The following is a 23731-nucleotide window of genomic DNA, read 5'->3' as shown; positions in this document are numbered from 1 at the left end:
CTCCTCCCCCGTTCGCTGCGCGACAGGGGAGGAAAACGCCTAGTGCTCCCGCGTCTGCCGCCGCCAGAGGGCCGCATACTCCCCGGCCTTCTCGAGCAGTTCCGCGTGGGTTCCACGTTCCACAACCCTGCCGCGCCGCAGCACCACGATCTGGTCGGCGTCGACGATGGTCGAAAGGCGGTGGGCCACCACCAGGGTGGTGCGGCCGGCCCGCACCTTGCGCAGGGTGGCCTGGATGGCCTCCTCGGTGCGGCCGTCCAGGGCGCTCGTGGCCTCGTCCAGGATCAGCACCCGGGGATTGGCCAGCAGGGCGCGCGCGATCCCCACCCGCTGGCGCTCGCCGCCTGACAGCTTCAGGCCGCGCTCGCCCACCATGGTGGACATGCCGTTGGGCAGGCCGTCGATGAAGGCGCCCAGCTCAGCGTCCTCGGCGGCCTTGCGCACCTCCTCCGGCGTCGCGTCGGGCCGCGCGAAGCCGATATTGGCGTAGACCGTGTCGTTGAACAGGGCCACGTCCTGCGGCACCAGGGCCACCGAGCGGCGCAGTGAGGCCTGCTTCACCTGGCGCAGGTCCATGCCGTCGATCGTGACGCGACCCTCCTGCGGGTCGATCAGCCGCAGGGCCAGGCGCACCGCCGTGGTCTTGCCGGCGCCCGAGGGACCGACGATGGCCGTGGTGGTCCCGGGCGGCGCGTGGAAGCTCACCTCCCGCAGGCCCGTGGAGCGCGCGTCATGCTGGAAGGTGACGCCCTCGAAGGCCACATCGGCCCCGTGCACCTCCGACGGCGGCAGGTCCTGGGCGTCCGGCGCATCGACGATGTCGGGCTTCAGGGCCGCGAGGCTGACCATCTGCTCCATGTCGATGAAGGCCTGGCGGATCTCCCGGTAGTTGAAGCCCAGCATGTTCAGGGGCTGGTAGATGCCGGTCAGCAGCAGGATGGCGGTGGTGACGTCGCCGATCCGCATCCGCCCCTGCATCACCTCCACCCCGGCCAGCACGGTCATCAGGGCCAGGCCGATGGTGAGGATCACCGCCTGCACGCCGTTCAGCAGCGACAGCGAGGTGTTGGCCTTCACCGAGGCCACCACATAGGCGCCCATGGCGCCCTGGTACTGGGTGACCGTGCGGGTCTCCGAGCCGAAGGTCTTGACCGTCTCGTAGTTCATCATGGCGTCCACCGAGAGACCCGCCGAGCGGCTGTCGGCCTCGTTCAGTTCGCGCCGGTGGCTGAGCCGCCAGTCGGTGATCTTGAAGGTCACCACCGTGTAGATGACGATGGTCACGAAGGTGGTGGCCGCGAACCGCCAGTCCAGGCGCAGCACCATCACCACCAGGGCCATCACCAGCTCGACGGCCGTCGGGCCCAGGTTGAACACCACGCTGCGGATCAGGAAGTCGGTGGAGCGCGCGCCGCGGTCGATGATGCGGGCCAGCATCCCGGTCTGCTTGGACTGGTGGAAGTCGAGCGAGAGGGCCAGGGCGTGGGCGAAGGTCTCCACCGCCGCCTTGGCCATGGTCGACTGCGAGACCGTGGTGAAGATGGCGTCGCGCACATAGGGGGCGCAGGACGAGATCAGCCGCAGCCCCGCGAAGGCCAGGGCGAGGGCCACGAAGTCGGCCCCCACCGCCACCGCCGAACCGGCCGCGGGCGACAGGGTGTTGATGGCGTCCCCCAGCATCACCGGCGCCGTCACGCCGGCCAGCTTACCGACGAACACCATGACCAGGGAGACCGGCAGCCGCCAGGCCAGGCCCTCGGCGCCGGAGCGCATGACCAGGCGCCACAGGTCGGCCATCGACGCCCAGAAGCTGAACGTCACCGTCGGCGGCGACACAGCCCCGGGGGTTGCGAACCGCCGGTCACCGCCGGCGTGCATGAATGTCACCTTGAAGGAACTCCGACTGCCATATCGACCTGGTTGATGATCACGGTGGACTGCACGCCGCCGCCCGGCGTCATCCAGTCCACCCGCAGCCCGGCCGGCGTGCGGCTGCTGCGGAAGGGCCCGTCGGTCAAGGAGGCCGCGGGTGAAGTGTCGATGGTCGCCGAGTCCTCGGCGCCGTCGTTGTAGATCTTGATGGTGTGCGCCCCGGGCGTCAGCGGCTGGGTCAGGGAGATGGCGAAGGCGCCGGTGGCGTTCGACCGCCCGTCGGCGCTCTGGCGGCCGTCGGCGCGCACGGTGATCGCCGTCCCCGCCGGCGCGACCCCCGAGACCATGGCCGCCCCCTCGCGGTCGAAATCGAAGGCGGTGATGGCGGGCGCCGCCACCGCCCCGATCCGGATGGCGCCGGCGCCGGCGCGCAGCTGATAGGCCAGCCCTTCCGGCGTCAGCAGCAGATAGCCCTGAGACTGCACCGTGCGCTTGCCCTGGGTGGTCGACAGGCCAAACAGCCGCGGCGTCGCAGCCGGAGCCATGGTCAGGCGCCAGACCCCCTTGCCGTCGGCCGAGGCCGAGAGGCTGGCGCCGTCGGGACTGGCCAGCCGCACCGGGGCGCCGGCCGGGGCCGACCCGGTCAGGGTCACGCCCGCCGCCGTGGTCTCGATGCGGTTGACCATGGGGGGCGAGACGTAGCCCGCCTCGGCCGCGGGCTCCTTCTTGGGCGCCAGGGGCACGCGCGGCGCCTCGGCGCCGCAGGCGCTCAGCAGCCCCGCTGCGGCGATAGGAATCAGGACGCGGAACACGGCTTGCTTGAAACTCCTTAACCCAGACCCTAGCTAATCCAATCCGCGTGCCGAAACTGTCAGCAGCGCGCACCTGAGTCCTTTTCCGGAGCTTACCGCCCATGGGGCAAGACCTCGCCCCCATTTCGAGCGCCTGCGTGTTCTGCGGCTCCTCCGACGCCGCCGCTCCCCAGCTGCTGGCTGACGCAGCTCAGCTCGGCCGCGATCTGGCGGCGGCGAAGCTGAAGCTGATCTATGGCGGCGGCGGTGTCGGTCTGATGGGTGCCTGCGCCATCGCGGCCCACGAGGCCGGCGGCGACGTCCTGGGGATCATCCCCCACTTCCTGAAGGTCCGCGAACGCCGCCTGGACGTGGTGGAGACCATCGTCGTGTCCTCCATGCACGAGCGCAAGCAGATCATGTTTGACCGCTCCGACAGCTTCATCGTCCTGCCCGGCGGCATCGGCACCCTGGAAGAGATCGTTGAGCTGCTGTCCTGGCGCAGGCTCGACCTGCACGCCAAGCCGGTGGTCTTCTACAGCCCCGGCGGCTTCTGGGAGCCGCTCTACGCGCTGTTCAAACACACGGTGGACGCCCGCCTGACTCCGCCGGAGTTCATGGACAGCTGGATCTCTGTCGAGCGCGTCGAGGACATCATCCCGGCGCTGAGCGGCCTGCAGCCGCCAGAGCCGATCCCGGAGAGCGTCGTCCTGCGGATGACCTGAGCACGCAACTAGCCATGCCCCCGCCGAGTTGGCTAATCTCCAACGACGCATCAATGGGAGCGCCCATGTTCAGCAAGCGCAACGCGCCCTCGGCCCGCGACAGCGGCTTTGATGTCCTGCAGCACGAGATGGCCGGCGAGGCCGCCGCAGCCCTCGGCCGCATGGACAACAAGATGATCAAGGCGCTCGAGGCCCTGCGCGCCTGGGACGCCGGCGAGGACCGCACCGAGCCCCGCGACGCCGTGGTCAAGGCTGCAGCCGGGGCCGTCTGGATGTTCTTCGTCCAGCGCGAGTCGCTGGGCCTTCGCGACCAGCGCCCGGTCATCGCCCACCACCAGATCCCCCGCGAAGTGCTGACGCGGCTGGGGGCGTCCTAGGAGTCCAGCGCCTTGCTCATGTGGACGACGACACCGTCGCCGCGGAACTCTATCAACTACCTCTTCTGGCCGCGGGCCAGGGCCGCCTTGGCCGCCGCCAGGTCCTGGACGCGGGCGTAGGACTCGGCGATCGCGCTGTCGGACGCGGGCGCCAGGCTCTGGGCCTGCCGGTAGAGGGTCATCGCCTTGCCGTAGTCGCCGGCGCTCTCGGCGCAGACCCCCAGGTCATAGACGGTGTCCAGGTTGCCGGGCTGGGCGGCGTTGATGCGGGTCCAGGCCTGGCAGGCCGTGGCCATGTCGCCGCTGGAGGCGGCCTTCACCGCCGCGGTGAACTGCGGCTTCAGGGCCTCGCTCAGCCCCGCGCCCTTGGTCTTCAAGGTGGCCGACAGGGTGGTGTTGTAGGGGGCGATGTCGCGGCGGATGTCGCCCAGGATGTCGCGCTGGGCCTCGGTCACCATGGCCAGGTCGCCGGTGGACGGCGAGTTGTTCCCGCACCACGAGGTGTTGCGGCTGGCCCGCTTCTGGGCGGAATAGACCACCCGGCCATTGGCCACGTTCACCAGGCTGGGCGTCACCATCAGGTCCACGGTCCGGCGCCAGCAGGGGATGGGGAAGGACTTGTATTCCTTGCACTTGTCCCCCTCCCACCGCACGCAACGGCTTTCGCTGCCCTGGTAGCTGGAGGTGTTGAAGTCGGTGCCCACCGTGCCCAGGATCACGCCCTGGGCGCCCACCGAGCGGCCATAGGGGGCCGCGTCGCGCGGATCGCTGGGACCGCCGGTGGCCACCACCGTGAAATAGGGCTGGCCGTCGAACCGGGCGGCGAACAGCTCGGCCTGCAGGGCCGACTGAAACTCGCGGCCGCCATAGCCGTCGAAACCGGCCACGGCGATCTTGCGGATATTGGCGGTCTCGGCGTAGCGCGCCGGGAAGCGGGCGCTGATGTCGACGGTGGTGGCGCAGGCGCTCAACACCATCATCAGGCCAGCGCAAACCGCCAGCCGCGAAATCAGACGCAGACCCATCTCAGACCCCTCCACCCAGAATGGGTGCAGGATAACAGCCAAGCTTGAAACCGCAACTTTGCGTCGCATGGGGGCGCAGGTCAGTCCGTAGATGCTCCCCTCTTGGGGGAGCTGGCGCGAAGCGCCTGAGGGGGACTTTAACTCTTGTTTACGGGCTGTCGGGGTGGACGACGTCCATCCCCCTCCGTCAGCCAGCTACGCCGCCTGCCACCCCCCCCACATCGCGCTGGGGCGCTGGCGAGGATCTTGAGCTACCGCGTCACCGCGTCCCGGAACCCGTTCACGATGGGATAGCGCCGATCGCGCCCAAACGCGCGGGGGCCAATCTTCACGCCCGGCGCGGCCTGGCGGCGCTTGTATTCGGAATTGTACAGCAGCCGCTGCACCCGCTCGACGGTCTCGGGGGCGTGGCCGCGGGCCACGATCTCGTCCAGGGTCGCCTCCTCCTCCACCAGCCCGTGCAGGATGGCGTCGAGCTCGGCATATTCGGGCAGGCTGTCCTGGTCCTTCTGGTCGGGCCGCAGCTCGGCCGACGGCGCCTTGGTGAGGATCCGCTCCGGGATGGGAGAGGCCGCCACGCCGTACGGGTCATTGGCGTTGCGCCACGCGCAGACCTCGTAGACCTGGGTCTTGTAGACGTCCTTCAGTACGTTGTAGCCGCCGCACATGTCGCCATAGAGGGTGGCGTAGCCCACCGCCATCTCGCTCTTGTTGCCGGTGGTCAGCAGCATCGAGCCCAGCTTGTTGGACAGCGCCATCAGGGCCAGGCCCCGGGTGCGGGCCTGGATGTTCTCCTCGGTGAGGTCGGGCGCCCGGTTCTCGAAGTGCGGCGTCAACATCCCCGCGAAGGCGTCCACCGCCGGCGAGATGGCGATCTCGTCCAGCCGCACCCCCAGGCGCTGGGCGCAGCCCGCGGCGTCGTCCAGGCTGTCCTGGCTGGTGTAGCGCGACGGCAGCATGAAGCAGCGGACCCGGTCCGGACCCAGGGCGTCGGCGGCCACCACCGCGACGATGGCGGAATCCACACCACCGGAAAGCCCAAGCAAAACACCGGGGAAGCCTGACTTGTTCACATAATCTCTCAGGCCCAGCACCATGGCCCGGTAGACCTCTTCGGGCCCCGACACCCACTCGGCCATCGGCGCCTCGACGCAGGCCCAGACCCCGCCGTCGCCCTTCTCCCAGACGGTGTTGGCCGCCGCCTCCTCGAACATCGGCAGGCGCATGACCACCTCGCCGCTCGCCGAGAGCGCGAAGGAGCCGCCGTCGAACACCAGCTCGTCCTGGCCGCCCACCTCGTTGACATAGACCATCGGCAGGCCGGTCTCGGCCACCCGGGCGGTGGCCACGCTCATCCGCTCGGCGTCAGCCAGGCGGCGGAAGGGCGAGCCGTTGGGGACCAGCAGGATCTCGGCGCCCTGGGCCTTCAGGTCGGCGCAGACGCCCGGCGCCCAGATGTCCTCGCAGACGGGCACGCCCAGCTTGACGCCCTTCCATTCGAACACCGACGGGCCCTCGCCCGGTTCGAACACCCGCTTCTCGTCGAAGACCCCATAGTTGGGCAGGTCGCACTTGAAGGCCACGCCCTGGACCACGCCGTCGGCCAGGAAGGCCAGGGCGTTCCGTGGCCTGCGCCCGGGCCCATCAGCCGGCCAGATCAGGCCCACCAGGGCCGCGCAGCTGTCCTTGGTGGACAGCGCCAGCCGCTCGACTGCGGCCTTGCCCGCGGCCCACAGGGCGGGCTTCAAGGCCAGGTCCTCGGGCGGATAGCCGGTGAGGAACAGTTCGGAAAACAGCGCTATGTCCGCCCCGCCCGCATGGGCCTGGGCCATCCGCTCGCGAGCGAGCTTTTCGTTGGCGGCGATGGCGCCGACGGTGGGGTTGGCCTGGATGGCGGCGATGACGAGACGATGGGTCATGTTCGTCATGTAGCCGCGCCGACCGCCCCTCGCCACCCCGGAAACCTTGACTGGACGTACCCAGGGTCAGCCGTGGCATCGTCGGCGCAATCAATGGACGGGGACGGCGAGATGAGCGACCATGCCAGGGCGGCCTATGCCGCGGTGTCCGACACCCTGCCGAGGGCCTCGGCCCTCCCCCGCGCGGCCTTCGCCGACGCGCAGGTCTTCGCCGCCGAGCAGGCCCTGGTCTTCCGCGCGGGCTGGATGCCGGTGGCCCGCGAGAGCGACCTGGCGCAGCCCGGCGCCTATCGCAGCGTCGATGTCGGCGGCGCGCCCCTGGTGGTGACCCGCGACGCCGCTGGCGAAATCCATGTCCTGTCGCGGGTCTGCCGACACCGGGGCATGCCGGTGGTGGAGGGCGCGGGCGTCGCCAAGGCCCTGACCTGCCCCTACCACCTCTGGCGCTACGGCCTGGACGGCAAGCTGGCCGCCGCGCCGGGCATGGAGCGTTCGGAGACCTTCGACCGCGCCGACTGCGACCTGCCCAGGATCGCCACCACCCGCTGGGGCGGCTGGGTGTTCGCCAATGTGGACGGCAAGGCGCCGCCCCTGGGCCCGCAGGTCGCGCCCCTGGCCGAGCGCCTCGCGCCCTTCGCCCCGCAGGACATGGTCACGGTCGACACCATCAGTCTGGAGTCCCCCTGGAACTGGAAGCTGATGGTGGAGAACTTCCTGGAGTCCTACCACCACATCGGCCCCCACGCGGGCACCCTGCAGAAGACCAATCCCGGCTTGACCACCTATGAGGGCCAGGGCGGCGACCTGTTCACGATTCTGGAAAACCCGCCCGCCGGCGAGGGTAACCACGGCTTCGTGGTGGCCGCCATCTTCCCCACCACCCTGCTGTTCTTCTCCGAGGGGACGCCGCTGGCGACCTGGTACGAACTGGACGCCATCGAGCACGGCCGGTTCCGCCTCAACATCCACCTGCTGGCCCACCCCGACCTCGCCGCCATCCCCGAATTCGCGGCCGGCTTCCGCGCCCAGGTCATGACCATCCACGACGAGGACATCCCCGCCTGCGAAGGCGCCCAGAAAGGCGTGATGAGCCCGCTCTACACGCCAGGCCCCCTCAGCCACCTGGAGGCCAGCGTCTGGCGCCTGCACCGGTTCCTCAAGGCGAGGTTGGCCGCATAAGCCACTGATTTATTAGCCACTCATCCCGGCGACCCGAAGGGCGGCGCGAAGCCGTCAAGGCCGGGACCGCGAAGCAGCCACCTAGATTCATCTTCAACCTGTCAGGCAGGCCACCTGTTCGTGTGGTTCGTGTGGTTCGTGGACAATCTTGATCCGCCTCGCGGCGTCGCGGCCGGAAGAATTGGGACCACGAACCACACGAACCACACGAACGGCGGCTCACTCCCAACCGCCCGATATGAATCTGGGATGAGCGGGGTGTTTGCGAAGGTCAGCGGGCCATCCAGCCCGCCCCCGCTACGCCCCCGGGTGCAGCCCCGGCGCTTCCTGGCCTGTGCGGGACACGTATTCCGTATAGCCGCCGTCGTAGCGATGGACGCCCTGCGGCGTCAGTTCCAGCACCCGGTTTGACAGCGCCGCCAGGAAATGGCGGTCGTGGCTGACGAAGAGCATCGTGCCCTCAAAGTCCGCCAGGGCCGCCACCAGCATCTCCTTGGTCGCCATGTCGAGGTGGTTGGTCGGCTCGTCGAGGACCAGCAGATTCGGCGGATCGAACAACATCTTGGCCATGACCAGGCGCGCCTTCTCGCCGCCGGACAAGACGCGGCAAGGCTTTTCGACATCGTCGCCGGAGAAGCCGAAGCACCCCGCCAGAGTGCGCAACGCCCCCTGGCCCGCCTGCGGAAACGCGCCGTCCAGGGACTCAAAGACCGTCTCCTCGCCGTCCAGCAGGTCCATGGAGTGCTGGGCGAAATAGCCCATCCTGACGCTGGCGCCCGTGCTGACCGTACCCTTGTCGGGTGCGGTGGCGCCGGCCACGAGTTTCAACAGCGTCGATTTGCCCGCGCCGTTCGCGCCCAGGACGCACCAGCGTTCCTTGCGGCGCACCAGGAGGTCGAGGCCTTCATAGATCGGCTGGTCGCCGTAGCCCTTGTGGACATTGCGCAGGCTGATCACGTCGTCACCCGACCGCGGCGGGCTCCGGAACTCGAACTGGACCGACTGGCGACGGCGCGGCGCCTCGACGCGTTCGATCTTGTCGAGCTTCTTCACCCGGCTCTGGACCTGGGCGGCGTGGCTGGCGCGCGCCTTGAACTTCTCGATGAACTTGATTTCCTTGGCCAGCATGGCTTGCTGGCGCTCGTATCGCGCCTGGCGTTGCTGTTCGCCCATCGCGCGCTGCTGGTCGTAGAAGTCGAGATCGCCCGAATAGGTGATGAGCGAGCCGGCGTCGATCTCCACCACCTTGCCGATGATGCGGTTCATGAAGGCGCGATCGTGCGACGTCATCAGCAGCGCGCCGTCGTAGTTCTTCAGGAAAGCCTCAAGCCAGATCAGGCTTTCCAGGTCGAGGTGGTTGCTGGGTTCGTCCAGCAGCATGCCGTCGGGCCGCATCAGCAGGATGCGGGCCAAGGCCACGCGCATCTTCCAGCCGCCCGACAGCAGGCCGACATCGCCATCCATGCGTTCCTGGCTGAAGCTCAGACCCGCCAGAACCTCGCGCGCGCGCGCGTCCAGGGCGTAGCCGTCCAGTTCCTGGAAGCGCTCCAGAACCTCGCCATAGCGTTCCATGGTGGCCTCCAGGTCGCCGGCCTGGTCCGGGTCGACCATGGCCGCCTCCAGCCTGGCCATTTCGGTGGCCAGGGCGCTGACGGGCCCGACGCCGTCCATCACCGCGGCGACCGCGCTCTGGCCTGACATTTCGCCGACATCCTGGCTGAAATAGCCGATCGTCATGCCGGGATCGATCGCCACCAGTCCGTCGTCCGGCTGCTCCTGACCGGTGATCATGCGGAACAGCGTCGTCTTGCCGGCGCCGTTCGGACCGACCAGCCCGACCTTTTCGCCCTTCTGGACCCCCATCGAGGCTTCGATGAACAGGATCTGGTGGCCGTTCTGCTTGGAGATATTGTCGAGGCGGATCATGGGGCGGTCTGCTAGCTTGGGTCGGCGGCGAAGGCCAGCCTCAGCGCCATCTCGGAAATCGCCGCGACTAGCAAAGCCTTCACGTCATCCCGGCCGCAGCGAAGCGGAGAGCCGGGACCCAGGGGCCAAGCCAGTCACCTGGGTCCCGGCTCTCCCCTGCGGGTCGCCCGGGATGACGGACTTATTCTGACAGCGGAGCGCGCCCCCTCATCCGACGCGCAAAAGCGCGCCACCTTCTCCCACAGGGGGAGAAGGGACTAGGGCCGTACGCCCGACGACCTTAGTCGTCGCGGTGGACGCGTTCCCGGCGCTCGTGGCGTTCCTGCGCCTCGAGGCTGAGCGTCGCCGTCGGCCGGGCGTCGAGACGGGCGACGCCGATCGGCTCGCCGGTGTCTTCGCAATAGCCGTACGAGCCATCGGCGATGCGGCGCAGGGCTTCGTCGATCTTGGAGATCAACTTACGCTGGCGATCGCGGGTCCGGAGTTCCAGGGCTCGGTCGGTCTCCGACGTCGCCCGGTCCGCCAGGTCCGGATGGTTCTCGGTTTCGCTTTGCAGATGGACGAGGGTCTCGCGGGATTCCCGCAGGATGTCCTCTTTCCACGCATTGAGCTTCTGCTTGAAATACTCAAGCTGACGCTCGTTCATGAACGGCTCGTCCTCGGAAGGAACATAACCTGGCTTGTCAGCCATCACTGCGGCTGTGGTCATTTACGCCTCACGCCCCCTGGAGTACCGCCCCTTAAGACACGCTGGGCGCTTATACCAAAACGAATTAACGATTCAACGAAGCTCGCTCCCTGCGACCAATTGAGCCGCACCTCGCGCGCATTCCAGCTTGGCAAGCTCTACGGCGGCCCGGGTTTCGATCTCATCGAGAACACCTTCGAGGCGAGTGTCCTCGGTGCCTTCGCGCTCGTCGCGGATCGCGATCCGCAGGGCGTCGAGCTTGTCTGCGGACATCTCGCCCGACAGCAGGCCCAGCTTCACCTCCTCCAGCACATCCAGCAGACGACCCGCCCGGCGCACCGCGCGGCGGCGGCGTTCCAGCGGCCCGCCCATCTCCTGCAACGCTAGGATGGCGTCGACATTCATGACGCCGGAGAGGCCCGTGGCGCGGGCGACCTGGGCCGGGGCCGACGCGGCGCCGGCGGTCGGCAGGCTGAAGCCCTGCCCGTCGGCGGACCGGGGTTTGGAGGCCCCGCTCACCGATCCCACGCCGTTTGTTCCGTTGACCTTCATGGGTGAGTCGAACTCTTGACCTGACGTTTCATCCCACTCATCGCGCCGGCATGCTTAGGGTATGGTTAATGCCGGGCAACTTCTGCCGCCACGGCGCCCCCTGCCGCCCGCGGCGAATCGCCAACCCCTGGAATCGCTAGGGTTTTCGCCGATCCCGACTGGCACGCCCGTCGCATAGGCAAGAACGACTTCTTCCTGTTCGTTCGCCCCCGGGGTTCCATGCGTCGATCGCTTCGCCTCTTCAGCGCCGTCCTCATGGCCGCCGCCCTCGCCGCCGGCCCGTCCTTCGCCAAGTCCCGCATCAAGGACATCGTGGAGTTCGAGGGCGTCCGCGAGAACATGCTGGTGGGCTACGGCCTGGTGGTGGGCCTGAACGGCACGGGCGACAGCCTGCGCAACGCCCCCTTCACCAAGCAGAGCCTGGAGGCGATGCTGGAGCGTCTGGGGGTCAACACCCGCGACGCCAACCTCAACACCAAGAACGTGGCGGCCGTCATGGTCACCGCCAAGCTGCCGGCCTTCGTGGCCACCGGCTCCCCGATCGACGCCAGCGTCTCGGCGCTCGGCGACGCCAAGAGCCTGCAGGGCGGCACCCTGCTGGTCACCCCGCTGCTCGGCGCGGACGGCCAGGCCTACGCCGTGGGCCAGGGCACGGTGCAGACCGGCTCGGTCTCCGCCGGTGGCGCCTCGGGCTCCTCCATCTCCAAGGGCGTGCCCACCGCAGGCCGCATCGCCTCCGGCGCCATCGTCGAGCGCGAGATCGGCTTCCAGCTGGCCAGCATGGCCCAGATGCGCATGACCCTGCGCAACCCCGACTTCACCACCGCCAAGCGCATCGCCGACGTGATCAACACCCGCTTCCCCGGCTGCGCGCGGGCCGACAACCCCACGATCGTCACCATCCAGCCGGCGCCCGGCACCAACATGGTGAGCTTCATCGCCCAGATCGAGAACCTCACCGTCGAGCCCGACGACGCCGCCAAGGTGGTGATCGACGAAGTGGCCGGCGTGGTGGTCATGGGCGACAATGTCCGCATCTCCACCGTCGCCATCGCCCAGGGCAACCTGACCATCAGCGTCCAGGAAAGCCCCGCCGTCAGCCAGCCCGCCCCCTTCAGCCAGGGCCGCACCGTCACCGTGCCGCAGTCCGACGTCTCGGTGGACGAGGAGAAGGGCAAGCGCCTGATCACCCTGCGCGAGGGAGCCTCGCTCTCCACCCTGGTGGCCGGTCTCAATGCGCTCGGCGTCACGCCGCGCGACATGATCTCCATCCTGCAGGCCATCAAGGCCGCGGGCGCCCTGCAAGCCGACATCGAGGTGATGTGATGGCCGACATCGCCGCCCCCGCGCTCAACGTCACGCCCCCGGCGCCCGCGCCCATGAGCGCCGCCGAACTGGCCAAGCGCGGCCAGATCGCCAAGACGGCCAAGGACTTCGAGGGCTCGTTCCTCACCGTCATGCTCGGCCAGATGATGAAGGACGTGAAGGTCTCCGAACCCTTCGGCGGCGGCCAAGGCGAAGAGATGTTCAAGTCCTTCATGAACGAGGCCATGGCCAAGCAGGTCGTGAAGACGGGCGGGGTCGGCATCGCCGACGTCGTCGCCAAGGAAATGCTGAAGCTTCAAGGTCTGAGTTAGGAAATCACGATGGCCCTCTCCGCCCTGGACGCCGCCGACCGCGTCGAACAACTGGTGATCCTCACCGAGCGCCTCACCGAGCTGGTGGCCCTGGAGGCCCAGGCCTTCGAGCAGCAGCGCCCGCAGGAGGCCATGGCCCACATCGAGGAAACCTCGCGCCTGGCCAATATCTACCGCCACGAGTCGGCCCGGGTCCGCGCCAACCCGGCAATGGTGGCGTCGGCGCCTCTGGACCAGCGCAACCGCCTGATCCGCGCCACCGAGGCCTTCGACAGCGTGCTGGCCCGCCAGGGCCGCGCGCTCGACGCCGCCCGCACGGTCACCGAGGGCCTGGTGAAGACCATCGCCAACGAGGTCGCCGCCCAACGCAACACCGGCGCCGGCTACGGCCTCAAGGGCGCCCCCTCGGCCGCCGCCTCGGCCACCAGCATCACCCTGAACAAGCGCGCCTAGAGCGGGATGCGAAAAAGTGGGAACCGGTTTTTCGCGTCAATCCCGCTCTAAACATAAGCAATCGATCACGTTCATGACTTTGGATCACTTCGATCCAAAGTCATCGTGATCTAGGCTTCCTCGCCGCTCTCATCGCCGGTCGCCTCGGCCACCAGCTTGCGCCACATGGGGTCGGTGTCGTCCACCAGGTCGATGTCGTCCAGCAGGGCCACGCCGCCGCCGCCGTCGGGGAACACCAGGCCCAGCACCTCCATGGTCTCGCCGTCCTCGGTGTCGTGGACCTCGGCCTGGACCGCCACGGCCGCCTGCTCTCCGTCATCGCTCCACCAGATCAGCGGCTGCGGCAGGGGCATCTCCAGGACCCGGGGGTTGAGGGTGTCGGCCAGCGCGAAGATGGCGGCCTTGGCCTGCACATCCTCCAGGGTCGCCACGCCCCGCGTGAAGGCCTTCAGCCGGCTCCAGTCGTCGACGTCATAGCCGCCCGCGTCCTCGTCGCTCATGGTCGAGCCTCGTTGTGCGCCGCGACCACCTGTTCGCGCAGCATGTTGCGCTGGATCTTGCCCAGCAGGTTGCGCGGGATGGACTCCAGCCGCATTAGGCGCGGCGGCCGCTTCAGGTTGTCGGTGAAGATCGCCACCAGGGGGCCGGTGTCGATCTCGCCGTCGCAGACATAGGCGACGTACGGCGCGTCGAGCCCCTGTTCGTCCGGGGCGGCGAAGGCCGCGGCGTCCAGGACGCCCGGAACCCGCAGCACCAAGGTCTCCAGCCGCGAGGCCACCACCTTGGCGCCGCCGATGTTCATGATGTCGTCCACCCGGCCCAGCACCTGCAGGCGTCCGGCCGCCGTCATCAGTCCCAGGTCGCGGGGATAGAACCAGCCGTCCTTGAACATCTCCGCCGTGGCGGCCGGATCATCCAGATAGCCCGAGACCACCTGGTCGCCGCCGATCCGGATCTCGCCGATCTTGCCGGGCGCGACGGCCTGCCCGTCATCCCCCAGCACCTCCACCGTGGCCCAGGGATTGAGGAAGCCCGACGAGTCCTCGGCGCCCTCCATACTGTCGATATGGCCGACGGCCACGCTGCCGGTCTCCGTCGAGCCGTAGGTGATGACGATGTTGGGCGACAGCCGACGCTTGCACGCCAGGGCCAGGGGCCGCGACAGCGACCCGCCCGCCACGCCGACGATCAGCTCCGGGTTGGGCGGGTAATCCTCCGGCAGATTGTGCAACAGCATCTGCAGGTGGAAGGGCGAGGTCACCATGAAGTCGATGGCCAGGTCGCTCAGGGTCTTGTCCCAGGTTCCCCGCGGATCGTGGCTGCACAGGGTTCCCGCCCGCGTCCAGCACAGGAAGGCCAGCTGGATCCCGGCCAGCGAGCCCACCCCGATGTCGGAAATGCCCCGCGGGCTGCGGGCCGGGGCGAACACCTGGGTCACGGCGGTCTCGGCCACCCGGCGGTCCATCATCGCCCGGGTCAGCAGGATCTTCTTGGCGTCCCCCGTGGTGCCCGAGGTCACCACGATGCGGAAGCCGTCCTCCCCGCGCCGCGGCCGGTCGCCGGCCCAGGTTGGCGAATAGCGCTGCAGGCCGTCGAGCCAAGCCTGGTCGATCCTGTGGACCGGCAGGCCCAGGGTGTTGTCGGGCACGTCGCGGGCGAACAGCATGTGGGCGCCGATCAGGATCAGGTCGTCGGTGACGGCGCGGACCGGGCTGGACGCCGCGGTGATCACCCCGGCGGTCTCGAGGCCGAAGGTCAGCACCCAGTGCAGGTAGGGATGGGGCACGGCGATCAGGGCGCGGCTGCCCCACGGCAGGCCCAGCTCCGCCACCCAGGCGGCGCAACGGCGGATGTCGTCGGCCATCTGCCGATAGGTGAACCGGTCCCAGGCGGACTCGATGGCCAGCCGGTCGGGCTGATGGCTGGCCTGGAATGCGATGAGCCGTTCAAACATGGGAATCCCTTTGGCCGGAACCTAGCGGCGCCCAGGCCCGCCCTCCAGGGGTCAGATCAAAACGCTTGTTTGAACCCCGCCTTTGAGGCTAGCCTCAGCTCATCGCCGGGCTTTTCCGGCGGACGCGTTCTCAGGGCGGGGTGAAAGTCCCCACCGGCGGTAATGCCGACCGACCTCGCAAGGGGACGGTCGGACGAGCCCGCGGGCGCCTGCAGGGTCTTAGGCCCTCCAGGGACAGCAGACACCGGTGTGATCCCGGGGCCGACGGTTAGAGTCCGGTTATGAGAACCACTGCTGATGGGTCGCCACGCCTCTGCGCGTGGACTCACGATCCGTCGTCAGTGTCTCCCTGAGTCGTGGTTCATCCACCTATGGGAGACGACCATGACCCAAGTCACTCAGCCTCAAGTCACCTACGAGCTGCCCACCGCGCACGGCGCCTATCGCCCCGCCCGCATCGCCTTCGTCCAGTCCTCCTGGCACCACAATATCGTCGACCAGGCCCGCAAGGGCTTCCTGGCCGAAATGGCGAAACTCGGCTTCCCCGAGCACATGATCGATGTGTTCGAGACCCCGGGCGCCTTCGAGATCCCCCTCCACGCCCAGACGCTCGCCAAGACCGCCAAGTACGCCGCCGTCGTCGGCTGCGCCCTGGTGGTGGACGGCGGCATCTACCGCCACGAGTTCGTCGCCGAGACCGTGGTCTCAGCCCTCATGCAGGTGCAGCTGAAGACCGAGGTGCCGATGTTCTCGGTGGTGCTGACGCCGCATCACTTCCACGAGCACGACATCCACCAGGCCTTCTTCGCCGAGCACTTCGTCCAGAAGGGCGCCGAGGCCGCCATCGCCTGCGCCAAGACCCTGGAAGGCCTGCAACGCGTCACGGCGGCCGCCTGATGCAGGCGCCCACAGGGTTCGAACCCCACTATCGCAAGAGCCCGCTGACCGACCCCTGGGAGCCGCTCTACAGCCGCAAGACCGACGGCGCCGTGGTCCTGGGCCTGGAGGTCACGGAGGCCCACACCAACAGCCGCGGCTTCGTCCACGGCGGCCTGATCAGCGCGCTGGCCGACAACGCCATGGGCCTGTCCTGCGGCCACCGCCTGGGCGACGGCGCCCGCCTGGTGACGGTCAACCTCACCCTGGACTTCCTGGCCTCGGCCCAGGTCGGCCAGTGGCTGGAGTTCGACACCATCTTCGTCAAACCCGGCGGCAGCCTCTGCTTCGCCCAGGCCTTCGTCACCGCCGACGGCGAGCCCTGCGCCCGGGCCAACGCGGTGTTCAAGGTGGTGCGGAAGGTGAACTGAGACCACACCCACGTCATCCCGGCCGCAGCGCAGCGGAGAGCCGGGACCCAGGGGCCGCAATCAATCCCCCTGGGTCCCGGGTCTCCCTACGGTCGCCCGGGATGACGGCTGGGGCGGGACACCTGAAATGCTCCCCTTCTGGGGGAGCTGTCAGCGAAGCTGACTGAGGGGGACTTTGACCCTCGTTTTGGGGTCGAAGGGGTGGACGACGTCCATCCCCCTCCGTCAGCCGGCTGCGCCGTCTGCCACCTCCCCCACATCGCGCTACGCGCTGGGGGAGGATTTGAGGCGCGCCCCCTACTTCGCCGCCTCCAGCTTGTCCTGCGTCTTGGTCTCGAAGTCGCTGGCGTCGTGGCGTTCGCGCAGCTGGCTCGACAGTTCGCCGTTGGCGCGGTTGACCATGCGGCCGCGCTTGACCGCCGGCCGCTCGGCGATCTGGTCGGCCCATCGGTTGACGTGCTTGTAGGACGCCACGTCCAAGAACTCGCCGGCCTCGTAGAGCACCCCCTTGGCCATGCCGCCGTACCAGGGCCAGATGGCCATGTCGGCGATGGTGTACTCATCCCCGCCGACGTACTCGGCCTCGGCCAGCCTGCGGTCCAGCACGTCCATCTGCCGCTTCACCTCCATGGCGTAGCGGTCGATGGCGTATTCGATCTTCATCGGCGCATAGGCGTAGAAGTGCCCGAACCCGCCCCCCAGGAACGGCGCCGAGCCCATCAGCCACATCAGCCACGACATGCACTCCGCGCGAGGCCCCGGCGCGGTGGGCAGGAAGGCGTTGCCGAACTTCTCAGCCAGGTGGATGAGGATGGCGCCGCTCTCGAACACCCGGATCGGCTCGGGCCCAGAGCGGTCCAGCAGGGCCGGGATCTTGGAGTTGGGATTGATGGCCACGAAGTCGGAGCCGAACTGGTCCCCGGCCCCGATATTGATCAGCCAGGCGTCATACTCGGCGCCGCTGTGGCCGAGCGCCAGCAGCTCCTCCAGCATGATGGTCACCTTCACCCCGTTGGGGGTGCCCAGCGAATAGAGCTGCATCGGATGGCGCCCCACCGGCAGCGTCTTCTCGGCCGTCGGTCCGGCGATCGGCCGATTGATCGCCGCAAACCGCCCCCCGCTCTCCTTGTCCCAGGTCCAGACCTTCGGCGGAACATAGCTCTCGGGGAAATTGGTCATCAGCGGCGCCCTCCCAGGCGATTGTGTTGCGTCAGAGTGCGATGTGGGGTGCGCCAAGTCCAATGAGAAGGCCACAAGCGGCGCTTCGTCCGTGTTCGGATCAATCGTCACCAACTCGTAGCGCCACCGACATGGAACGCCCACATCCCGGTGACGCCGCCGTCACGGAGCACCCCTAAGCGCCGTCGCATAACTGCAACCTGGGGCGCAGATGACCTATCTTAAATCCGTACCGAACCTCATGGCCGTCCTGCTGGCCAGCTCCGCGCTCTGCGCACCGGCCGTGGCCCTCGCCCAGACGGATGTCGATGAGATCGTGGTCACCGGCCAGCGCGAGGCCCAGCGCGCCGCCATCGCCGTCAAGCGTTCGGAATTCGTCGTCGCCGACGTGGTCTCCGCCGACGACATCGGCAAGCTGCCCGACCACAACACCGCCGCCGCCCTGCGCCGCATCCCCGGCATCTCGGTGATGGAAGACCAGGGCGAGCCGCGCTTTCCGGTCATCCGCGGCCTGCGCTCCACCTACAACCGCACCACCATCGACGGCGCCCTGCTGGCCTCGGTGGATGAGACCGGCCGCACCGTACCCATGGACATCGTCCCCTCGGTGATGGCCGGCCGCCTGGAAGTCATCAAGACCGTCACCCCGGAAGATGACGGCAACGCCATCGGCGGCGTCATCAATGTCACCACCCGCTCGGCCTTCGACGCCGGCCGGCCCTTCTTCAGCGGCATGGCCTCCTACGGCGACTACGAGCGCAGCGGCGGCGTGCGTAACGACAAACCCTCCTACCGCCTGGCCTTCGCGGCGGGGCGCACCTTCGGGGCCGAGGACCAGTGGGGCGTGGTCGTCGGGGCCAGCCACGAGCAGCTGGACTACGACATCCCGCAGGTGGAATCGCAGACCCCCTCGGTGCGGGAGTACACCGCAGCCGGCGCCCCGGTCGCCTCGGGCGCCCCCACCGGCAACGGCATCCAGGTCCCCACCTTCAGCCGCCTGTTCTGGTACAACAACACCAAGCAGCGCAGCGGCGTGAACGCCAAGGTCGAGTACCGCCCCACCGACACCTTCCGCTGGGACGCCTCGGCCCTGTTCGCCCGCATGGAGGACGACGAGGAGCGGATCGAGTACCGCATCGAGCCCCTGGGCAATGTCGCGTCCCAGACCCCCACCAGCGGCTTCTTCGCCCGCGGCCGGGGCACCATCCAGCTGAACCAGCCCATCACCAAGCGTGAGATCGGCCTGGCCCGCACCGGCTTCGCCTGGGACTTCGCGCCCCAGTGGAAAGCCGACGGCGACCTGATCTACTCCATCGCCGGGCTTGAGGTTCCCAACCACTCGGTGGAGTTCCGCACCGTCGACACCGCCGGCGCCAACTACGCCTTCAACTACGACACCACCAACCCGCTGTTCCCGGTCTTCACCCCGGTCACCGACGCTAACCTGCGCAATCCGGCCAACTACGTCCTGCAGCAGCACCGCGACGCCGAGGACAAGACCGACGAGACCACCGGCCAGGCCCGCCTGAACCTCAGCTTCGACAACGGGGCCGAGGACCGCAACCTGAAGGCCAAGTTCGGCGGCGTCCTGCGCTCCACCCAGCGGGAGTTCGTCTCCACCCAGATCAACTACCGCGCCGGCACGGGCTTCATCTACACCCTGGCCGAGGTGGACGTCCCTGGCCCCAGCGAGATCATCGCCGACCGCTACCGGGTCGATCCGCGCATCGGCGCCGACGAGGCCATGGCCTTCTTCAACGCCAACCGGTCACGGTTCACCACCACCGCCAACCCGCCCACCGGCGACTACGAGGTCAAGGAAGACATCTACGCCGGCTATGGTCAGGTCAGCTACAAGATCGGCGACCTGACCCTGCTGGGCGGCCTGCGCTACGAGCGCACCAAGGTCGAATCCGACGCGGTCCGCAGCACCGCCGGTGTGCTGACCCCGGTCAGCAATTCGGGTGAGTACGGGAACTGGCTCCCCAGCGCCCACCTGCAGTGGAACGCCCGCGAGGACCTGATCGTCCGCGCCGCCTGGACCAACACCATCGGCCGCCCCGACTTCAGCTCGCTGGGCGGCGGCGAGACCCTCGATCTCACCGGCGCCACGCCCCGGCTGTCGCGCGGAAATCCCGGCCTGGAGGCCCGTGAGAGCCAGGGCTTCGACCTGTCGGTGGAGTTCTATCCCCAAGACGGCCTGATCTCGCTGGCCGTGTTCTCCAAGGACATCAAGAACGAGATCTTCACGCTCACATCCACCGAGAGCCTGGATGTCGGCCGCGGTCGGGAAGACGTCATTGTCGCCACCCCGCGCAACGCCGAGAAGGCCAAGATCAAGGGCGTGGAGTTCGCCATCCAGCAGGCCTTCACCTTCCTGCCCGAGCCCTTCAACGGCTTCGGCTTCAGCGGCAACCTGACCTGGCTGGACACCGAGTTCACCTTCCGCACCTCGGCCGGGCCCCGTGTCACCGGCCTGTTCCAGCAGCCGGAGATCACCACCAACGAGAGCGTCTACTACCAGCGCGGGCCCTTCGAGGCCCGGGTGTCGCACAACTATATCGGCGGCCAGCTGGAGACCATCAACGACGCCAACCCCAATTCGGATCAGTACTGGAAGGGCCGGCACATCTTCGACGCCAGCATCTCCTGGCGCTTCAACGACAACCTGACCATCTTCGCCGAGGGCCAGAACCTCTCCAACACCGGCCGCCAGGAAGTCACTGGCCCGGGCCGCAAGTACCTGCAGGAGTGGGCCAACTACGGCCGCACCTACTGGATCGGCGCGGCGATGAACTTCTAGAGCTTCGATCTCGCTCTAGGCACAGGCAATCGATCACATCCCATGACCTTGGATCGCTTCGATCCAAGGTCACCGTGATCCAGGGGTTACCGTATGCTGACCGCCTTTTTCGCCGGCCTGGCTTCGCTGGCCGCCGCCCTCGCCGATCCAGCGGCGGCGGCTGGTCAGGGGGCCGCCACCGAGGCCCCGGCCTTCGCCTCCCAGGCCCCGACCCTGCGCCGCTACGCCAGCACCGCCACCCAGGGGGCGGCGGTGGGGCCCAGGGACATCTACGCTGTCAGCAACTTCCGCCTGGTCCGCTACGACAAGGCCACCGGCGAAAAGCGCGCGGAGTGGACCGGCGACAAGGCCCGCTTCCCGCACATCAATTCCTGCGCCCTGATCGCCAAGGACCTTGTCTGCGCCAGCTCCAACTTCCCTGCCACGCCCCAGGTCAGCACGGTGGAGTTCTTCGATCCCCAGAGCCTGGCCCACCGCCGCAGCGTCGCGCTCGGCCTCGGCACGGGCTCCATCACCTGGGTCGACCGCCACGACGGCGCCTGGTGGGCCATGTTCGCCAACTATGACGGCCGGGGTGGCGAGCCGCCTCGCGACCACCGCCACACCACCCTGGTGAAGTTCGACGACCAGTGGCGGCGGCTTGAGGCCTGGGCCCTCCCCGCCACGGTCCTGGCCCGCGTCGCCCCGATGAGCGTCTCCGGCGGCGGCTGGGGCCCGGACGGTCGCCTCTACCTCAGCGGCCACGACCACCCCGAACTCTACGTCATGGCCCTCCCCGCCGGCGGCGGGGTCTTGGACCACACCTCGACGATCGGCATGGACGCCGAAGGCCAGGCCGTCGACTGGGACGAAAGCCAGCCCGGCATGCTCTACGGCATCACCCGCCGAACCCGCGAGATCCTGGCGATGCGGGTCGTGGGGAAATAGCAAGACGCCCCTCGGCGCACCTCCCCCCTCACGAGGTGTTCACCACCCCCGGCGCCGCTTCCCCGCGCACCCCCCCGCCCAGCCTGCTAAACAACCCGCGACATCCACATCGCGAATCCGACATGACCCCGACACGCCGCTCCCCCTCCGCCCTGCGCAGCTTCTTCCAGAGCGGATCGGCGGGCGGGCTGGTGCTGATGGGGGTGGCGGCCCTGGCCCTGGTGGTGGCCAATTCGCCGCTGGCTGAGGCCTATTTCGCCGCCCTGCACACCCCGGTGGCGGGCCTCGACCTGCTGCACTGGATCAATGACGGCCTGATGGCGGTGTTCTTCCTGCTGGTGGGGCTGGAGATCAAGCGCGAGGTGGTGGACGGCGAGCTCTCCAGCTGGCCCCGGCGCATCCTGCCGGGCGTCGCGGCGGCCGGCGGCATGCTGGTCCCGGCCCTGGTCTATCTGGCCTTCCAGGGCGGGGACCCCGTCACCATGCACGGCTGGGCGATCCCGGCGGCCACCGACATCGCCTTCGCGCTCGGCATCCTGTCCCTGCTGGGCTCGCGGGTGCCGGTGTCGCTGAAGGTCTTCCTCACCGCCCTGGCCATCATCGACGACCTGGGCGCAGTGCTGATCATCGCCTTCTTCTACACCTCCGACCTGGCGGTCTGGGCCCTGGCCGGCGCCGGCGTGGCGCTCGCCGCCCTGATCGCGCTCAACCGCATGAAGGTCTCGGCCCTGGCGCCCTACCTGGTGGTCGGCGCCGTGCTCTGGTGGCTGACCCTGCAGTCGGGGGTCCACGCCACCCTGGCCGGGGTGGCGCTCGCCCTCACCATCCCCCTGCGGCGCTCGCCGGCCGCGCCCGACGACGTCCTGTCGCCGCTGCACAGGCTGGAACACGCCATCCAGCCCTGGGTGGCCTTCGCGGTGGTGCCGATCTTCGGCTTCGCCAATGCGGGGATCTCTTTCGCGGGCCTCAGCTTCGCCGCCCTGCTGGCGCCGGTGCCGCTGGGCGTGGCGGCGGGCCTGTTCCTGGGCAAGCAGATCGGCGTCTTCGGCTCGGTCTGGTTGCTGGTCGCCCTGGGCTGGGCCGAGCGGCCGGCGCGCGCCACCTGGCGGCAGGTCTATGGCGTGTCGGTGCTGTGCGGCATCGGCTTCACCATGAGCCTGTTCATCGGCCTGCTGGCCTTCAACGACCCGGCCCTGCAGGAGGCCACCAAGCTGGGCGTCCTGGCCGGTTCGCTGCTCGCCGCGGGCCTGGGCTGGGCCATCCTGCGCAAGGCGCCGGCCCGCCCGCCGGGGTGAGGGCTGCGGCTCAGCACGCCGCCGCCGCGCGCGCCAGGGCCACGACCTCGCGCACCCAGGCCGCGTCCAGCGACAGCCAGCCGCCCAGGAAGATGGAGACGAGCAGCTCGCCCATCAGCCGACGTCCTTCAGCATCTTCTCCACCGAGGCCAGCCGGGTGCGGACGTCCGCCAACGTGGCCGACATGGAGTCGAGCGCCGTGGCGGTCTCAGCCTGGGTCGCCACCGCCTTCTCGGCGATCAGCCGATAGGCGTTGTCCTCGGTCAGGCGGGCGCGGGCCTGGGTGACGGCCGCGAAGTAGCGCATGGCGAAGACGCCGAGGATGGTGGCGAAGATCAGGCCGAGGCTGGCGAAATAGACGGGGGTTTCCATGGGGGTCTCTCAGGTCTCGGATTTGGGGGTCAGGCTGGCCGCCGCGATGGCGATGGCCGCCGGGGTCAGGGTCAAGGCGAAGTCGGAAGCCTCGAAATAGTTCAGCGCCTTGCCGTCGGCCGACAGCTCCAGTCGGCTGGCCACCAGGCCCGCCTCCTCCAGCTTGGCCAGGTGCAGGTGCAGCAGGGGCCGGCTGATGCCGATCTCCCGCGCCAACTGGCTGACATACCGCCGGCCGCCCTCATGCAGAGCCGCGACGATGCGCAGCCGATGCGGATTGGCCAGGGCCGCCAGCTGCGCCAGCAACGCGTCTCCCGAAATGGGTAGGCTCTCTTTCATGTGTAAGAATTATCTGACGGGTGGCGAGGAGTCAAGTCCGTTAGAGCCCTTCTCCCCTTGCGGGAGAAGGTGGCCCTGCGGAGCAGGGTCGGATGAGGGGTCGATAGGCCTATCAGAGACGGCGCTCCGCCCGGCGCAGCCGGCCTGCATTCATCCCGCACACCTGGGCTTGATCCACCGTTCGTGTGGTTCGTGTGGTTCGTGGTTCCAAGTCTTCGAGCCGCGACGCCGCGAGGCGCATCAAGATTGTCCACGAACCACACGAACCACACGAACAACCAAGCTCGTCTAACGGAGCGCCACCCCTCATCCGACCGGTCTCCGACCGGCCACCGTCGAGAGCGAGCCGGGCTACTTAAGCCCGGCTATGCAGTTCGCCAACGATTTGGCGAACTGCCGCTCTCGACCCCG

General features: G+C 68.6%; 22 protein-coding genes, 1 pseudogene and 1 riboswitch. Of the genes and pseudogenes, 11 read left to right on the top strand and 12 right to left on the bottom strand.

Annotation, left to right across the window (positions count from 1 at the left end; genetic code table 11):
- Positions 1-39: 39 nt before the first annotated feature.
- Positions 40-1878 (bottom strand): ABCB family ABC transporter ATP-binding protein/permease, encoded by a 1839-nt coding sequence (locus OCL97_RS14560; protein ID WP_377370675.1) that lies wholly within the window; start codon positions 1876-1878, stop codon positions 40-42.
- Positions 1879-1883: 5 nt separating this feature from the next.
- A complete protein-coding gene (locus tag OCL97_RS14555) occupies positions 1884-2684 on the bottom strand; it encodes a hypothetical protein (RefSeq protein ID WP_377370643.1) in 801 nt (266 codons plus the stop codon).
- Positions 2685-2785: 101 nt separating this feature from the next.
- Here OCL97_RS14555 and OCL97_RS14550 point away from each other — a divergent pair, with 101 nt between their 5' ends.
- Positions 2786-3388 carry an LOG family protein gene (locus tag OCL97_RS14550; protein WP_377370642.1) on the top strand — a complete coding sequence of 201 codons (603 nt, stop codon included), beginning with the start codon at positions 2786-2788 and terminating at the stop codon, positions 3386-3388.
- Positions 3389-3453: 65 nt separating this feature from the next.
- Positions 3454-3765, top strand: coding sequence for a DUF6665 family protein (locus OCL97_RS14545; RefSeq protein ID WP_377370641.1), 312 nt, complete (start codon positions 3454-3456; stop codon positions 3763-3765).
- Positions 3766-3821: 56 nt separating this feature from the next.
- Here the strand turns inward: OCL97_RS14545 and OCL97_RS14540 are convergent, their stop codons facing one another.
- A complete protein-coding gene (locus OCL97_RS14540) occupies positions 3822-4790 on the bottom strand; it encodes a tetratricopeptide repeat protein (protein WP_377370640.1) in 969 nt (322 codons plus the stop codon).
- 251 nt (positions 4791-5041) lie between these two features.
- A complete protein-coding gene (locus tag OCL97_RS14535; protein ID WP_377370639.1) occupies positions 5042-6709 on the bottom strand; it encodes an NAD+ synthase in 1668 nt (555 codons plus the stop codon).
- Between the two features lie 111 nt (positions 6710-6820).
- Between OCL97_RS14535 and OCL97_RS14530 the strand changes: the two genes are divergently transcribed.
- On the top strand, positions 6821-7888 hold the full coding sequence (locus OCL97_RS14530; protein WP_377370638.1) for an aromatic ring-hydroxylating oxygenase subunit alpha: 1068 nt from the start codon (positions 6821-6823) through the stop codon (positions 7886-7888).
- 297 nt (positions 7889-8185) lie between these two features.
- Here the strand turns inward: OCL97_RS14530 and OCL97_RS14525 are convergent, their stop codons facing one another.
- The 3 genes from OCL97_RS14525 to fliX form a co-directional block, all read right to left on the bottom strand.
- Positions 8186-9814: an ABC-F family ATP-binding cassette domain-containing protein gene (locus OCL97_RS14525; RefSeq protein WP_377370637.1), complete on the bottom strand. Its 1629-nt coding sequence runs from the start codon at positions 9812-9814 to the stop codon at positions 8186-8188.
- A 280-nt stretch (positions 9815-10094) separates the two neighbouring features.
- Positions 10095-10523, bottom strand: coding sequence for an RNA polymerase-binding protein DksA (gene dksA, locus OCL97_RS14520; protein ID WP_304779510.1), 429 nt, complete (start codon positions 10521-10523; stop codon positions 10095-10097).
- A 72-nt stretch (positions 10524-10595) separates the two neighbouring features.
- Positions 10596-11054 carry a flagellar assembly regulator FliX gene (gene fliX, locus OCL97_RS14515; RefSeq protein WP_377370636.1) on the bottom strand — a complete coding sequence of 153 codons (459 nt, stop codon included), beginning with the start codon at positions 11052-11054 and terminating at the stop codon, positions 10596-10598.
- 219 nt (positions 11055-11273) lie between these two features.
- On the opposite strand from fliX, the gene OCL97_RS14510 reads away from it, so the two are divergent.
- Genes OCL97_RS14510 through OCL97_RS14500 form a run of 3 tightly spaced genes read left to right on the top strand, consistent with a single transcriptional unit; the run spans position 11274 to position 13144 of the window.
- Complete coding sequence (locus OCL97_RS14510) at positions 11274-12380, top strand: flagellar basal body P-ring protein FlgI (RefSeq protein ID WP_377370635.1); 1107 nt, start codon at positions 11274-11276, stop codon at positions 12378-12380.
- Complete coding sequence (locus OCL97_RS14505; RefSeq protein ID WP_377370634.1) at positions 12380-12691, top strand: rod-binding protein; 312 nt, start codon at positions 12380-12382, stop codon at positions 12689-12691. The genes OCL97_RS14510 and OCL97_RS14505 overlap by 1 nt, the downstream gene beginning before the upstream one ends.
- 9 nt (positions 12692-12700) lie before the next feature.
- Positions 12701-13144: a flagellar basal body protein gene (locus OCL97_RS14500; protein ID WP_377370633.1), complete on the top strand. Its 444-nt coding sequence runs from the start codon at positions 12701-12703 to the stop codon at positions 13142-13144.
- A gap of 110 nt (positions 13145-13254) precedes the next feature.
- On the opposite strand, the gene OCL97_RS14495 is transcribed toward OCL97_RS14500, so the two are convergent.
- Both OCL97_RS14495 and OCL97_RS14490 read right to left on the bottom strand, forming a co-directional pair.
- Entirely contained in the window at positions 13255-13644 is a 390-nt protein-coding gene (locus OCL97_RS14495) for a hypothetical protein (protein ID WP_377370632.1), read from the bottom strand.
- Positions 13641-15098: a class I adenylate-forming enzyme family protein gene (locus OCL97_RS14490; RefSeq protein ID WP_377370631.1), complete on the bottom strand. Its 1458-nt coding sequence runs from the start codon at positions 15096-15098 to the stop codon at positions 13641-13643. The genes OCL97_RS14495 and OCL97_RS14490 overlap by 4 nt, the downstream gene beginning before the upstream one ends.
- A gap of 122 nt (positions 15099-15220) precedes the next feature.
- Positions 15221-15391: riboswitch (FMN riboswitch) on the top strand.
- Positions 15392-15482: 91 nt separating this feature from the next.
- On the opposite strand from OCL97_RS14490, the gene OCL97_RS14485 reads away from it, so the two are divergent.
- A complete protein-coding gene (locus tag OCL97_RS14485; protein ID WP_305703230.1) occupies positions 15483-15995 on the top strand; it encodes a 6,7-dimethyl-8-ribityllumazine synthase in 513 nt (170 codons plus the stop codon).
- Positions 15995-16405 (top strand): PaaI family thioesterase, encoded by a 411-nt coding sequence (locus OCL97_RS14480; protein WP_377370630.1) that lies wholly within the window; start codon positions 15995-15997, stop codon positions 16403-16405. Before OCL97_RS14485 ends, OCL97_RS14480 begins: the two co-directional genes overlap by 1 nt.
- A 297-nt stretch (positions 16406-16702) precedes the next feature.
- On the opposite strand, the gene yghU is transcribed toward OCL97_RS14480, so the two are convergent.
- Positions 16703-17584: a glutathione-dependent disulfide-bond oxidoreductase gene (gene yghU / locus OCL97_RS14475; protein WP_377370629.1), complete on the bottom strand. Its 882-nt coding sequence runs from the start codon at positions 17582-17584 to the stop codon at positions 16703-16705.
- Between the two features lie 238 nt (positions 17585-17822).
- On the opposite strand from yghU, the pseudogene OCL97_RS14470 reads away from it, so the two are divergent.
- From OCL97_RS14470 to nhaA, 3 genes and pseudogenes are all read left to right on the top strand, one after another.
- A pseudogene (locus tag OCL97_RS14470) lies at positions 17823-20387 on the top strand (TonB-dependent receptor); the annotation flags it as partial.
- Between the two features lie 96 nt (positions 20388-20483).
- Positions 20484-21314: a hypothetical protein gene (locus OCL97_RS14465; RefSeq protein ID WP_377370674.1), complete on the top strand. Its 831-nt coding sequence runs from the start codon at positions 20484-20486 to the stop codon at positions 21312-21314.
- Positions 21315-21436: 122 nt separating this feature from the next.
- Entirely contained in the window at positions 21437-22609 is a 1173-nt protein-coding gene (nhaA, locus tag OCL97_RS14460; RefSeq protein WP_377370628.1) for a Na+/H+ antiporter NhaA, read from the top strand.
- 114 nt (positions 22610-22723) lie between these two features.
- On the opposite strand, the gene OCL97_RS14455 is transcribed toward nhaA, so the two are convergent.
- On the bottom strand, positions 22724-22981 hold the full coding sequence (locus OCL97_RS14455) for a hypothetical protein (protein WP_377370627.1): 258 nt from the start codon (positions 22979-22981) through the stop codon (positions 22724-22726).
- A 9-nt stretch (positions 22982-22990) separates the two neighbouring features.
- A complete protein-coding gene (locus OCL97_RS14450) occupies positions 22991-23287 on the bottom strand; it encodes an ArsR/SmtB family transcription factor (protein ID WP_377370626.1) in 297 nt (98 codons plus the stop codon).
- Between the last annotated feature and the right edge of the window lie 444 nt (positions 23288-23731).

The sequence above is a fragment of the Phenylobacterium ferrooxidans genome, from assembly GCF_042714595.1.
Lineage (GTDB): Bacteria > Pseudomonadota > Alphaproteobacteria > Caulobacterales > Caulobacteraceae > Phenylobacterium > Phenylobacterium ferrooxidans.
This window is presented reverse-complemented; position numbering and strand designations above follow the sequence as displayed.